Consider the following 14,260-nt stretch of genomic DNA (forward strand, 5'->3'; position numbering starts at 1 on the left):
GATTAACATGTCTGTTCCGAAGGAACGCATTGATGTATTACTTGTAGAACAAGGCTTTTTTGAAAGCCGTGAAAAAGCTAAAGCTGCGATTATGGCTGGGCTAGTGCTGGCGGACAGCGAACGGATCGAGAAGGCGGGGATGAAGGTACCACGCGCCAGCGAGCTTAAAGTTAAGGGTTCGGTGCATCCGTATGTAAGCCGTGGAGGATTGAAGCTGGAGAAGGCCATCCGTCAATTTGAGCTGGATATGAAGGGCAGGACAATGCTGGATATTGGCTCGTCCACTGGAGGTTTTACGGATTGTGCGCTTCAGCATGGAGCTGAATACGTATACGCCATTGATGTGGGTTATAACCAGCTGGATTGGTCGCTTCGTAATGATGAACGAGTATGCGTAATGGAGAAAACGAATTTCAGATATATGACACCCGCGGATTTGAATGGTTCCGTGCCGAATTTTGCTAGTATTGACGTTTCCTTTATTTCATTACGTATTATTTTGCCCCCGTTGCTTGCCTTGTTGCATCAACCTGCTGATATTGTAGCTCTAATCAAGCCGCAATTCGAAGCTGGACGCGAAAAGGTCGGAAAATCCGGTGTGGTCCGTGATCCTGCTACGCATAAAGAAGTGTTGCAGACCATTCTGATGTTTGCACATGAGCTTGGACTTACGCTGCAAGGTTTGGCTTATTCACCTATTACAGGTGGAGAAGGCAATATTGAATTTTTAGCGCATTGGCGTTTGGATGGGTTTCCTGCTGCAGAATCGCAGCTGGAGAAGATGGATTTCAGACCACTGATTGAACGTACCGTTCAGGAAGCAGGTCAGACTTTTAATAATGGTCCATCGCGTAAGTAACATTCAGGGGTTCTCCATGAGTTCTGTGAACTTAAGGGAACCTCTTTTTGGTGTGAGGGATTGATTATAGAACTCACGTTCGCCTATAATGAGATGTACAAAGGAAAAGGGATTTTACATCTTGTCCTAGAATATGTCCATGAGGTGATCGGTCCATGGACACAAGATATGATACGGTTATCATCGCTGTGATCGGGGTGATATTAGGAATATGGGCTTTGTATAGCCTACGTGCCTGGTTGAAGGAGCCAGAGCCGCTTGTGCTAAAGACGATACCGATTAACGAGGACTTGGACGAAGGACCTGCCACACACCTACTCGAAGAAGCAGGATATGAAGTAGTGGGCGGGAAGATGAAAATACCGCTTGCTTTTAAAGTGAACGGACATACCGTGTATAGCCGTTTGTTTATAGACTACGTGGCTGTACGAAACGGTTCGACATATATGGTCAAAACGTCACGCCGCAAGAAACCAATGGAGTGGAGTGGTCCTGATTTAAGGGACAGGCTCATGCCGTATTTATTGCTCTATCCGGGTTGCGCGGGTGTATTGTACGTTGATACGGACGAGCGAAGTATTCGCCTTATTACATTAGTGGAAGACCTCGAAGAAGAGGAATATGAAGGTTAATCCATAGGAGGATTATATGAAGGGTCAACGACATATTAAAATTAGGGAAATTATTTCACAACATGAGATTGAGACGCAGGATGATCTGGTTGAAGCATTGCGTAAGGCTGGTTTTCAGGTCACGCAGGCGACCGTATCGCGTGATATCAAGGAGCTACTGCTCATCAAGGTCCCAATGGACGATGGCAGATATAAATATTCGATGCCTTCAGATCAGCGCTACAATCCAGCCCAGAAACTGAAACGTACGTTGGTTGATAACTTTTTGCATATTGACTACACAACCAATCTGATTGTGATGAAGTGTCTGCCGGGAACAGCCAACTCGATTGCTGCTTTATTGGACAATATTGAATGGTCCGAAATTATGGGTACGATTAGCGGAGATGACACCATTTTGATTATTTGCCGATCGGAAGAAAACAGCGAAGCTATCGTGAATCGTCTTATGGGCTACATTTCCTAATTATAATGGCTACGCATATTAGGCGTTTTAATTTGTACATCATAGAGGTGAAAGAACGATGCTGGTCACTTTGTCTATACGGAATTTGGCGGTCGTAGAGGCCGTCGATGTTCATTTTTATAAAGGGTTTCATGTGTTGAGCGGGGAAACAGGTGCTGGTAAATCCATTATTATCGATGCGCTTGGGCTAATTGCAGGCGGTAGGGGCTCTGCTGATTTAGTGCGTTACGGTTGTGATAAAGCAGAGATGGAAGCCTTGTTTGAACTGCCAGTAAAACACCCCGTTTGGAATACACTTGAGGAACAAGGGATTAAGGCTAATGCGGAGGAGCATTTGCTAATTCGTCGTGAACTTACGGTTCAGGGAAAAAGCTCTTCTCGAATTAACGGCCAGATGGTTAATTTAACGATGCTGCGTGAGGTAGGTGAGCAACTCGTCAATATACACGGGCAGCATGAGCATCAAAGCCTGCTACGTGCAGATCGCCATCTGGCGCTGCTGGATACGTTCGGTGATTCGGTGATCGGTCCGGTCAAAACGCTTTATCGGGAGCGTTACAATGCTTTTGTCAAAGCGGAAAAAGAAGTAAGAGAACTGCAAAGCTCCAGTCAAAAGGCTTATCAGCTTTTGGATATGTACCGATTTCAACTAGAAGAGATCGCTGCGGCGGAGTTGAAATTGGGAGAAGATGAATTATTGGCAGAAGAACGGGTCAAGCTATCCCATAGTGAGAAAATGATGGATGGGATATCAGGAGCATACGAACTCTTAAGCGGCAGAGGTGGACTGGATACGATCAATAACGTGTTGACCAGATTGAACGATGTCCAAAACTATGACAGCAAAAGCCTTCAGCCCATTGCAGAGCAGATTCAGTCTGCTTTTTACCAGTTGGAGGACGCAGCATTCCAATTACGTTCTTATCGTGAGGATATTGAATTTAATCCAGGCAAGCTGCATGAAGTGGAACAACGTTTGAATCAAATTACCGGATTACAGCGAAAATATGGTGATAGTATAGAGCAGATTTTGGAATACTATAGCCGTATTGAGCAGGAAACCGATCTGCTGGAAAATAAAGATGAGCGGCTGGAGCAGCTCATTGCAAAACGGGACGAGTTGCTGTCCGATTTGCTTGAGATTTCGGAAGAGCTTACAGAAGCACGTGAAATTTGCGCTGAAGAGCTTGCAGAGCAAGTGGAGCAGGAGTTAAAAGACCTACAGATGGAAAGAACGTCACTCAAGGTGCGCATTGATCCAATTGAAGATCCACGCGGATATGAGTACAAAGGTCTGAAGGTAAGACCTACCAAGCAGGGCATTGATAATGCTGAATTTCTTATTTCCCCTAATCCAGGTGAGCCATTACGTCCACTTGGTAAGATCGCTTCAGGCGGTGAGCTATCACGTATCATGTTGGCGATGAAAAGTATTTTTGCGCGTCATGATCAAATTCCAGTACTCATTTTTGACGAGGTGGATACCGGGGTGAGTGGTCGTGCAGCTCAATCCATTGCCGAGAAGCTATATCGTTTATCTTCCGTTTGTCAGGTGTTCTCCATTACTCATTTGCCACAGGTGGCATGTATGGCAGATCATCAGTACCTTATTGAGAAAAATGTTCATGACGGACGGACCATGACTCAAATTGAGGGACTTACGGAGGACGGGCGTGTCAAAGAATTGGCACGGATGCTGGGCGGTGTGGAAATTACCGAAAAAACATTGCATCACGCACAGGAAATGCTGAATTTGGCGGAAGGAAAGAAAGCCTGAAAAGAGCGGCCGGCGTAATGTTTAACAGTTATAAAAGCCTGGGGGCAAGGTTACCTTATAGGTACGCAATTGGCGACCACCTTTACTCGTCAAGCGAAAGAAGCAAAGGGAGCGTGACAGCCATTGAATTTTTACTCCAGGATCAAATTGCTCGGTCTTTTGCTTGTTTTTCTTATGTGTTCTATCGGTAACGCTCAGCATGTGCAAGCAGCGCTGCCTCCACAAGCTTCTTTGGATTTGTTCGGTTCTAAAAGCGTGAGGACAACCCAAGAAAGTGTAATTCCCGATTTAAAAGTATACCCGGGAGGGCAGACGATTGGGGTTAAAGTAAAATCTTCAGGAGTGCTTGTCGTCGGTCACCATATCATTCAGGAAAGTAATGATCGTAAGGTATCACCTGGTGAAACAGCGGGGATTCGCCTAGGGGATCGGATTACACACATGAACGGCAAACCACTCAATAGCCTGGCAAGGGTTGCTGAAGTAGTAGACGAAGCAGGTAAGAATAAAAAGGCGCTCGACATTACGCTTTGTCGAGGTGAGCAGACCATTTCCACCAAGTTAACACCAGCATATGATCAGGATGATAAAGCATGGCGGCTTGGGTTGTATATTAGGGACTCGGCTGCAGGTGTAGGTACATTAACGTTTTACGCACCAGACCAAGGTGTATACGGGGCCTTGGGCCACGTAATTACCGATATGAATACCCAAACCCCTATTGTCGTGGGAAGCGGAGAGATTGTGCAGTCCAATGTGACATCAATTGCGAAAAGCCAAAGTGGGGAACCAGGAGAAAAACGCGCTCATTTTCTCAAAGATCATCGGGTATTAGGAAATATTGAACGAAATACGAATTTCGGAATCTTTGGGAAAATGTCAGATGAGCCGCAATATGGATTGTATTCGACTCCTATTCCGGTGGCTCTTGCGAATGAAGTAAAGGAAGGACCTGCAGAAATTTTGACTGTACTGGAAGGTCAACAAATTCAGCGGTTTCAGGCGGAAATTGTACACATTTCTCAGCAGGACAAACCGGCAACCAAAGGACTTGTGATTCGTATTGTAGATCCAAAGCTGTTGGATAAGACCGGGGGAATCGTGCAAGGAATGAGCGGTAGTCCGATCATCCAAAATGGTAAGCTTATCGGGGCTGTAACACATGTATTTGTGAATGATCCTAAATCAGGTTACGGTTGTTTTATCGAATGGATGCTGCGCGATGCAGGAATCATGCAGAATAACGTAAGCTTAAAATCATCTTCTAATCTTAAGGCGAGCTAGTGGCCTTAAGATTTTTTTGTCGAAAAGCAGGGGAATAGCTCATAATTGCAAGATAAAGAATCAATTATAATAGAAACTATAAAAAAAATAAATAAAAATAATTTTCGACAGAAGGAATTCATAATTCGATGTCGAAATCATATACTCCGACAAGAAATATTTATATACTGTAAACAGATATCACAATGGAATATCACTCAATGAGGAGGAAGTACATTGCAAAAAATTGAGGTATTGTTGGCTGATGACAACCGGGAATTTACGAATTTGCTTGCTGAATATATTTCCGATCAGGAGGATATGGAAGTTACAGGAATCGCCTATAACGGTGAAGAAGTGCTCCAACGCATCGCAGAATCCCGCAACATACCTGATGTACTTATTTTGGATATTATTATGCCTCATCTGGATGGTCTGGGTGTATTGGAGCGTTTGAGAGAAATGAACCTGACTCCACAGCCGAAAATCATTATGCTGACTGCATTCGGTCAAGAAAATATTACACAGAGGGCCGTACAGCTCGGGGCATCTTATTATATTTTGAAGCCGTTTGACATGGAAGTGCTGGCTAACCGTGTTCGCCAATTGGTGGGACCTCAGTTAGTTAACAGCAGTCCGGTGACCATTTCATCCATGCGGTCCAACGTTGTACCTATGGGTAAGACGAAAAACCTGGATGCCAGTATCACGGCCATCATACATGAAATTGGTGTACCAGCTCACATCAAGGGCTATCAATATTTACGTGAAGCCATTACGATGGTGTACAATAATATCGAAATTTTAGGAGCCATCACCAAAACATTATATCCGGCAATTGCCGAAAAGTTCAAAACGACGGCATCTCGCGTAGAACGCGCCATTCGTCATGCTATCGAGGTAGCATGGACCCGCGGAAATATCGACAGCATTTCACACCTGTTCGGTTACACCATTAATATCAGTAAGTCCAAACCAACCAATTCAGAGTTCATAGCGATGGTGGCAGATAAGCTGAGAATTGAGAACAAGGTGTCCTGAAAGGGCCAGAATGATTGATGAAGCAAGGAATTCTTGGGTTTTGACGTTTATCAATGATAATTGTAGGGACGGCTACGAATCTCCACAACAGCCGTCCCGATACCGATATACTTCTGAATAGTGGACAACTAATACCGCCTTTTTATTGGTTCTTCCAGACACCAGTAAAGGAGCGGTATTTTTTATAATTAAAACAATCTTTCAAATGAGGTGAATCGGATGTCTTTCCGTACTGTTCGAAGTATTTAGTTTCCGGGTTGGAAAAAAACGCGTACCAGCCGTCAAGGGGGGAGTCTATCCTTTTGACTAAACAAACTAAAATTTTGAATATCGGTCTGCTAGCCCGTAGCTTTTATCCTTATTTGGAAGGTGAAAAGTAAATGAATTCAATAGAGTATAAAGAGTTTTATGATAAGATTGGAAAAATCAACGGATGGGATTTCAGTAAGGTGAAATGTATCTCCAAAGGCGTAAAATGGGACTTCTACAATGAAGTAGCGAAGACATGCAAGAAGTCGGACATATTGCTTGACATCGGTACTGGCGGCGGGGAAGCCATTTTATCAATAGCAGATTCTGCATTACTTCTAGTTGGGATTGACCATTCCACCGGAATGATTGAAACAGCAACCAAGAATTCTGCTGAATCAGACATAGCAAATGTTCGTTTTCTCCAGATGGGTGCTGAAAATCTAAATTTTCCTGAGAACTTCTTTAATGTAATCTCTTCTCGACACTCATGTTTTTATGCAAAAGAAATAGAAAAGGTGTTAGTAAAGGGTGGTATGTTCCTGACACAGCAAGTAAGCGAAAACGACAAATTAAATATTAAAGAAGCGTTTGGAAGAGGACAGGCATGGGGTGCTAAGAAAGACTCGTTAAAAGCTAAATATATTACGGAATTAAGTGATGCGGGCTTTAACGACATACAGTCATTTGAATTCAATGCAACCGAATATTATCAGACTCCTGCAGACTTAATATTTCTCTTGAAATACACTCCAATTATTCCTAACTTCGGAGAAAAAGAAATTGATTTTCAAATACTCCAACAATTTATTTTGGAAAACCAAACCGAAATAGGAATAAGGACAAATTCAGAACGATTTATGGTGATTGCTAGGAAGTAAAACATAAAGAGATACCCGTTTTGGGTATCTTTTTTTTAAACTTAGAAGTTTGATGCAATAAGTGAATAAAGATTTTCAGCACCTCTCTTGCTATATATGACGGTACAATTGTTGGGAATTATAAAACATAATGCTCTACAAGAGGTATATAATATAAACCTGAATCAGTTGCACTAACTATCACGAAGAGAAATCTCCCTTTTGTAAACAGTTCTGAAATTCTCTTTAAATTTGATATAAACAATGTGTCGTTTCTTGTCGATATAGTATCTAATTATAAAGAGAGCTGAGGAGCGAATATATGAAATTTAACATTCGAACAAAATTGATATTAGGTTTTCTTGCGGTAATAATATTATTGATTGTCATTAGTACAACATCTATCTCCAGAATGAAAAAATTAGGTGACACTTCGATGGCAATCGATAGCCATTGGATGCCAAGTGTGACTATCCTGGGAACACTAAATGGTGATATATCTGACGTAGAGCGGATCTCATTAAACATTATTGTAGAACGTGACCCAGAAGAAATGGAGAAGGTTCAGGCAGAATATGATAAGGTTTTAAAAAAGGTTGAGGACGGTCGAAAAACATACGAAAAATTAATTGCTACCCCTAAAGAACGTGAAATGTATGAAGAATTCTCCAAAAATTATGCGGAGTATTTGGCTAAGTTGCCAGAAATGATTGAAGCGGGGAAAGCTAATGATTACACTCAATCAAGCATCCTTCATCAAGAGTCCTATAAGTTATGGTATAGTTCAAACGATATGATCGGTCAGCTCATTAAATTGAATGCAGATGGATCTAAACAGACTACGAAAGAAGCTGTTGACAACTTTATTTCAGGTAGACAACTGGTCATCGTTTTGAGCGTTGTAGCCGTTATATTAGCATTGATCATGGCAATCATCATAGCCCAAATTATTTCTAAACCTATCTTGCGAATCAGTCGTGCTGCTGAAAGTATCGCATCGGGTGATCTTACAAGTGAAGCTATCATTGTGAAGGGCAAGGACGAAATCAGTACGTTGGCACATTCTTTCAATGTCATGGTTGAGAACCTTCGTGAACTGATTCAATCTGTGAGTAAGACGACTGAGCTGGTAACCACTTCCTCAGAAGAATTGACGGCCAGCGCAGAGCAAAATAGCCAAGCTTCTGCACAAATAACCGAAACGGTGCAAGAAGTAGCTACTGGAACAGGAGATCAGGTAGATATGGTGACGAAATCGTCCCAAGCTATTGAAGAAATGTCTATCGGTGTTGAGCAAATCGCCATCCGCGCGCAAAATGTATTCGCATCTGCGCAAGATGCGGCCCATAAATCGGCTGAAGGTAACCAGATGATTCAACAGGCAGTTACGCAGATGAATGCCGTAAATGATTCGATGAATGGATTGGCAGATCTCATGGCTGGATTGGGAGAGCGCTCAGACGAAATTGGCAAGATCATTGATGTTATCACCAATATTTCTAGTCAGACCAACCTTCTTGCCTTGAACGCTGCGATCGAAGCGGCCCGTGCAGGAGAACATGGTCGCGGATTTGCTGTAGTTGCAGGCGAAGTTCGCAAGTTGGCTGAACAATCGGCTCATTCTGCTCAACAAATTACGGAGCTTGTGGGATTGATTCAAAAGGATACTACCCATGCTATTGAAGCGGTAGCGTCCAACGGGAAGGATGTCATGACAGGTCGTGAAGTTGTACAAAATGCAGGCGCATCCTTTGAACTCATTCAGGAAACTGTAAATAAAGTGGCCAGTGAAATTGAAGAGGTTTCTGCCGGATCAGAACAAATGTCTGCAAGTACTGATGAGATTGTTGGTTTTGTCAGACAAATTTCAGCGATTGCTGAAGAAGCCGCAGCAGGGACACAACACGTATCTGCCGCAACTCAGGAACAGCTGGCATCTATGGAGGAAATTGCTTCTTCTGCAAGAAATCTGTCCCAAATGGCGGAAGACCTGCAAGGGCAAATTGGTAAATTCAAAGTATAATTCGTATACTGCTTTTTATGTTTCAGAGGAACTAGCTGCTCTATTGTGAGCGGCTTTTTTCTTTTTTTATTAATATATTGTGATTAAAGGGTGGAGATATGAGGAATCTGTAATTGGAAAGATATGATATAATGGTGGGAACTTCTTTGGGTTGGAGTGACATGATGGACAATAAGACTGAACTTAAAGCAAATGACCTACGTCAGTTAGCGATAGAAAAAATCATAGCTACACCATTTTTGAATGATTCTAAATATCTGAAAAGCAGAAAAGTTTTGAAAAAAGAAACCAAGGAATTTATATTTGAAATTAGTTTTGGTGCGACGAAATATGGTGCATTAAAAGTTTATATTATCGTAGAATCCAAAAGAATAAAAAAGAAGTATAATACTGGCGCTTGTTTTCACAGTGAGTTGATTGCTCTCACCAAGAAATATACGGAAAACAGGGATTACCTTGTGTCCACAGAAGCTGAAAGAGAACGGGTGATCCAAGAGATTATTGAAGATATTTACACTTTCGCGTTGCCCTTTTTCAAGCGATTTGAACATGTAGAAACACTAGCAGAACAAGTACATAAGTCAGGCTTTTTACCGCACCGCAAACGCTTTGATAAGTTTAATCCGTTGACGAAAAGATTCATTGATTTTTATTATCAAGGGGAGTAATGTAGCCATCTGGGCCATTTTTATTCTCACCATTGGGCTATGATAAGGAGAACGATCTTCATAGAGGGGATATTATCGTTTTTCAAAAGGATGATGTACAATTTGTAAAACGGGTCAATGTACTCCTCAGGAAAAGATGATTTACCTAATATGCTCAGTTTCTTGCTTAGAGACGAGTTGGAGTTGCACGGGAGGGTACGATTTTTATATGGAGACAATCGGATGAACAGCACAGAGGCTGTATACACGGGTATATTTCAATGAATAAAGCTATAGGCTAAGTCATCGCATTGAACGGGCTAGTGGTATTAACCCAATTGATTCTAAAGCAAAGGCGGGGATGAGAGTATGTGGGATAGTCTGACTTGGATATTCTTCGGCGTGTTGTTGGTGGCGTTGGGTTGGATTATTAAAGTAAGGCGTAGTCGCAGCAGCAACAAACAAGTGAATGAACAGCGGGACAGTAATGTCGTTGAATTTCGTCCTCGTAAGTCCGCTCGACAATCCCGCACCGGTAATGAATCTAAGTCTAAAGTGTCTTCCGGTCCACGCACGAATGCAAAAGCAGCAGGTATTCAGGCCCAAACTGGGTTTGGACTGTCTGACTCTATCCAGGGCACAGGCAAGCAAAAATGCTCCTTTTGTAAAAAAGAAGACAAATTAACCTTCTATGCGGATGACAATGGATCGCTGTATGGGGTATGCAAAGAGTGTAAGCATAAGGCGGAAAGACAGGATATGTTGCCACTTTAGTCTATACAGACGATTGATGACCATCATTAAAGAATTCTTTTATTTAATAAAAACTCCCAACCGATGTAGTAAATTGGTTAGGAGTTTTTTGTTTGGCTTTACATCGTTATCTAATTTGCCTGTCAATCAGTTCCTCGAGCGCATCTGCTATGTGATCGGGTCCATAGGAGAGATCTTCCCGGCTTAAACTCAACCAGGCATGACGCTCATCCATATCAAATGCAGTCTCAAGCCAACCAGATAACCCTCTTCCCCTGCGGTCTACTTCTACAAGCACATGCACACCCTCGGGTTCCAACTGCATAATCAGCTCTAGCTCCTCGATATCACGTGCATATTCTGATCCGGGCGTAAATTCAAATTCCTGTACGTACGGAACGCCGCGTCCCAGCTTAGGATGACGTTCGCAGGTGGAGGAGCGGAATCGGAAGCCCAGCAGGTTAACCGCCTCAAACACTGTATTCATATAGGGATGTGGCTCGATTTTGAGTGAATCACGATCGGTCGGGTCCAAAGCCATGCCAATATCTAATGCTGTTTCCAGCCAGACGGGCTGTTTGGCGTGAGTAACAGGAGTTTCCAACGGCAATCTGAAGGAAAAAGGAATTTCAAGCTCCTGTCCTTGTTCTAGATGAAAGCCGTCAGATACCTTAATCCGTGCAATGCAGCAGGTGCTGATAGTTTTTTTATCATCGTGCTCCACGATATATTCAGTCTTGAGCTCGATGTCAATTTTGCCGATTTCCTGATCAATTTTGCCGCCTTTGATGCGCATGATCCCACTAAGTTCTTCCCCAGGCACATATACGGCTTGATCCACCAGCGTATCGACTTTAGCTGAACCGATTCCTGCGCTTGCTAAGATTTTGTTGAAAAAACTCATTATTCCGTCCCCCCAGATAATCTCATGGTCATGATATACAAACGAAAACTAAAAACTTGTACAGCTTAACCGGATATACGGGGCAATGGTTCGATTCGTTCCAAAAAAATGCAAGAAAAAAGTCACTGGTACTCACGTAGCATATTGCAGCTTGTCGATCTATCTGTCCACTAATCGCAGTTCACTTTATGAGGAGGTATAAAGCAATTTCGACAACGAGGCTCATAAGCCTCAGAGTCGCCGATCATCACAATAGGTCCCACAGTGGAAGGTTTACCATTTACCATACGTTGCGTAAATACTGCTTCCGAGCTACCGCAGACAGCGCAAAAGGAAGTCAGCTTCTCGATGTCATCCGCCATGGCGAGCAGACCACCGACATAGCCGAACTCTTTGCCTCGATAATCCAGATTCAGCCCATCGGCAATTACATGCTTGCCGCAATAAGCTAGCTCTTGTACAAGCGACATAATATGACGACTGAAAAACTGGACTTCGTCAAAGGCAACCACGTCGGCATCTTTTGTTTCTTGCAAAATACGCTGAACGAGCTCATCTGTAAGTTTTCTTGGGATAGAGATAGCGGGCAGCCGATATCCGATCCGGCTTACTATTTCGTCCTCGGCATAGCGGTTATCTTCAGCGGGTTTGTAAGCTACCACTTTACGATGCCCGTATTGGATTAGTTTTTGACAGCGGCGAATCAATTCGCCGGATTTTTCACTGAACATGGGGCCTGTAATAATCGTAATTCGTCCTGTAGGCAAAGCGAATTCCCCTCTCTGTAACATGTACATAACACTGTAAATCTTCTTCTCCGAAAGAAAACGCCATTATAGATTACCATAACCAGCCGTATACAGACTAGAGAAAATATATTGATTTTCGACATGTTTTTGTATGTTCATTCCTAAAACGTAAATGTGGTCGTCATTGCTCTGCCGCCGCGGGCATGATATGGTGAAGCGTAGTGGAATGAAGGGAAGAGTGAAAGGCATGGACGAAAAAAATACGGATTATAGTGCCAAAAAAGGAGCATTACTGGAGCAAGGGCTGATCAGTCCGCAAGCTCTAGAACTCATCACTGAGCTGGAGACAGAGCTGAACTTTCTGCGCAAACAAAATGAATCATTTCGCAAGGCGCTGCGAGCCAAATCAGCACAAAGTCCAAGGATGTCTACCAAATTACGAGATGCGCTGTATGAATGATGTGGAAAGATATCTGGATTAAAGGGTTAGCTTTTTTGTAGCCTATGCCTAAACGCTATATTTTGTACAGTGAAATAAAGAGAGTACAATAAGCTATATATAATCAATTGTTAATGGAGGAGAAACATGACTATACATTGTGATGTCGCTATTTTGGGTGGAGGAACCGGGGGGTATGTAGCAGCCATTCGTGCCGCCCAGCTAGGCAAAGAAGTGGTTATCATCGAAAAGGACAAGCTTGGCGGAACCTGTCTGCACCGTGGTTGCATTCCGAGTAAGGCCTTGCTACGCAGTGCGGAAGTATATGCCACGATTAAAGAAAGTGCACAATACGGTATCGAGACATCGGGAGCACAGCTTGTATTTCCCAAGGTTCAGGAACGTAAGGAAGCCGTTGTGGAACAGCTGCATCAGGGCGTTCAATTTTTGATGCGTAAAAATAAAATTACGGTACTGAGCGGTAAGGGGCGCGTGATTGGTCCGTCTATATTTTCTCCAAAAAGCGGGGCAGTTGCCGTGGAACTAGAAGATGGTGAGATGGAAACGATTGTTCCTGCACATCTCATTATTGCAACAGGATCACGCCCGCGTGTGCTGTCCGGACTAGAGCCAGATGGCGAATTTATTCTGAGCAGTGACGAAGCGTTAACTATGGAGGAGCTGCCAGCATCCCTGATTATCGTGGGCGGTGGTGTTATTGGCGTGGAGTGGGCTTCCATGCTAAATGATTTTGGCGTGGAGGTTACGGTGGTTGAAGCTGCGAATCGACTTATTCCCACTGAAGACGAAGACGTTTCGCGTGAAATGCAGCGCTTGTTAACCAAGCGTGGTGTCAAGGTGCTGACGGGTTCACAAGTGCTGGCTAAAACATACGGCAAAGATGAGGAAGGTGTGCAGATTGACGTGCAAAAAGGGGAAGAAACCGAAACCCTCAGCGCTACCAAACTGCTCATTTCTGTAGGGCGTCAGGCAAATGTGGAAAATATCGGGCTGGAAAATACGGATATCCGCGTAGAGCGTGGCTTTATCTCAGTTAATGAACATTTGCAGACGAATGAACCACATATTTACGCCATTGGGGATTGCATCGGCGGCTTACAACTGGCGCATGCAGCGAGCCATGAAGGTTTGCAGGCGGTTCATCATCTGGCGGGCGAAGATTTTCACAGTGTACCTAACCATCTGATTCCGCGGTGTATTTATACACGTCCTGAAGCCGCAAGCGTCGGCTTAACGGAGCAAGAAGCCCGCGAGCGTGGACATCAGGTGAAGACAGGGAAGTTCCCTTTTCAAGCTATCGGAAAATCGCTAGTATACGGCAGTCGGGACGGCTTCGTCAAAGTAGTGGCCGACGAGAAGACCAATGATATTCTCGGTGTACATATGATCGGTACGCATGTGACGGACCTGATCAGCGAGGCGGCTCTTGCGCAACTGCTGGATGCTACGCCGTGGGAAGTCGGACAGCTTATTCATCCGCATCCGACGTTGTCGGAGATTTTGGGAGAAGCGATGCTGGCCGTTGATGGACAGGCGATTGGCATATAAACGTTTCAAATAAATCGGTGCTTTTCTTT

At 43.6% G+C, this 14,260-nt stretch carries 14 protein-coding genes; 12 read left to right on the forward strand and 2 right to left on the reverse strand.

What is annotated here, in order from left to right; all coding sequences use genetic code 11:
- The first annotated feature begins 7 nt into the window (after nt 1-7).
- The 10 genes from JOD82_RS00440 (at nt 8) to JOD82_RS00490 (ending at nt 10,591) form a co-directional block, all read left to right on the forward strand.
- Nucleotides 8-859, forward strand: a complete 852-nt coding sequence (locus tag JOD82_RS00440; RefSeq protein ID WP_029517267.1) for a TlyA family RNA methyltransferase — start codon at nt 8-10, stop codon at nt 857-859.
- Nucleotides 860-1,014: 155 nt separating this feature from the next.
- The gene (locus tag JOD82_RS00445; protein ID WP_029517268.1) at nt 1,015-1,491 is read left to right on the forward strand and encodes a hypothetical protein; all 477 of its coding nucleotides are present in this window, start codon (nt 1,015-1,017) and stop codon (nt 1,489-1,491) included.
- Between the two features lie 16 nt (nt 1,492-1,507).
- Nucleotides 1,508-1,957, forward strand: a complete 450-nt coding sequence (gene ahrC, locus JOD82_RS00450; protein WP_013310809.1) for a transcriptional regulator AhrC/ArgR — start codon at nt 1,508-1,510, stop codon at nt 1,955-1,957.
- 58 nt (nt 1,958-2,015) lie between these two features.
- Nucleotides 2,016-3,734 (forward strand): DNA repair protein RecN, encoded by a 1,719-nt coding sequence (gene recN / locus JOD82_RS00455; RefSeq protein ID WP_069012725.1) that lies wholly within the window; start codon nt 2,016-2,018, stop codon nt 3,732-3,734.
- Between the two features lie 123 nt (nt 3,735-3,857).
- Entirely contained in the window at nt 3,858-5,018 is a 1,161-nt protein-coding gene (spoIVB, locus tag JOD82_RS00460) for a SpoIVB peptidase (protein ID WP_069012724.1), read from the forward strand.
- Nucleotides 5,019-5,234: 216 nt separating this feature from the next.
- Entirely contained in the window at nt 5,235-6,038 is an 804-nt protein-coding gene (gene spo0A / locus JOD82_RS00465) for a sporulation transcription factor Spo0A (protein WP_029517271.1), read from the forward strand.
- 380 nt (nt 6,039-6,418) lie between these two features.
- Nucleotides 6,419-7,168: a class I SAM-dependent methyltransferase gene (locus JOD82_RS00470; protein WP_069012723.1), complete on the forward strand. Its 750-nt coding sequence runs from the start codon at nt 6,419-6,421 to the stop codon at nt 7,166-7,168.
- 301 nt (nt 7,169-7,469) lie between these two features.
- Complete coding sequence (locus JOD82_RS00475) at nt 7,470-9,170, forward strand: methyl-accepting chemotaxis protein (RefSeq protein ID WP_209947333.1); 1,701 nt, start codon at nt 7,470-7,472, stop codon at nt 9,168-9,170.
- Nucleotides 9,171-9,283: 113 nt separating this feature from the next.
- Nucleotides 9,284-9,838, forward strand: a complete 555-nt coding sequence (locus tag JOD82_RS00480) for a hypothetical protein (protein WP_245248875.1) — start codon at nt 9,284-9,286, stop codon at nt 9,836-9,838.
- 348 nt (nt 9,839-10,186) lie between these two features.
- The gene (locus JOD82_RS00490) at nt 10,187-10,591 is read left to right on the forward strand and encodes a hypothetical protein (protein WP_209947335.1); all 405 of its coding nucleotides are present in this window, start codon (nt 10,187-10,189) and stop codon (nt 10,589-10,591) included.
- A gap of 106 nt (nt 10,592-10,697) precedes the next feature.
- Here JOD82_RS00490 and JOD82_RS00495 read toward each other — a convergent pair whose 3' ends face one another.
- Complete coding sequence (locus tag JOD82_RS00495) at nt 10,698-11,474, reverse strand: sporulation protein (RefSeq protein WP_209947337.1); 777 nt, start codon at nt 11,472-11,474, stop codon at nt 10,698-10,700.
- Between the two features lie 170 nt (nt 11,475-11,644).
- Nucleotides 11,645-12,241: a thymidine kinase gene (locus JOD82_RS00500; RefSeq protein WP_023989232.1), complete on the reverse strand. Its 597-nt coding sequence runs from the start codon at nt 12,239-12,241 to the stop codon at nt 11,645-11,647.
- Nucleotides 12,242-12,449: 208 nt separating this feature from the next.
- Between JOD82_RS00500 and JOD82_RS00505 the strand changes: the two genes are divergently transcribed.
- Together JOD82_RS00505 and lpdA are read left to right on the forward strand one after the other, a co-directional pair.
- Nucleotides 12,450-12,683, forward strand: a complete 234-nt coding sequence (locus JOD82_RS00505; protein WP_013310799.1) for a hypothetical protein — start codon at nt 12,450-12,452, stop codon at nt 12,681-12,683.
- 126 nt (nt 12,684-12,809) lie between these two features.
- Nucleotides 12,810-14,231: a dihydrolipoyl dehydrogenase gene (lpdA, locus tag JOD82_RS00510; protein ID WP_209947339.1), complete on the forward strand. Its 1,422-nt coding sequence runs from the start codon at nt 12,810-12,812 to the stop codon at nt 14,229-14,231.
- Nucleotides 14,232-14,260: the final 29 nt, after the last annotated feature.

The sequence above is a fragment of the Paenibacillus sp. 1182 genome (genome assembly GCF_017833915.1).
In the GTDB taxonomy this organism is placed as follows: domain Bacteria; phylum Bacillota; class Bacilli; order Paenibacillales; family Paenibacillaceae; genus Paenibacillus; species Paenibacillus polymyxa_D.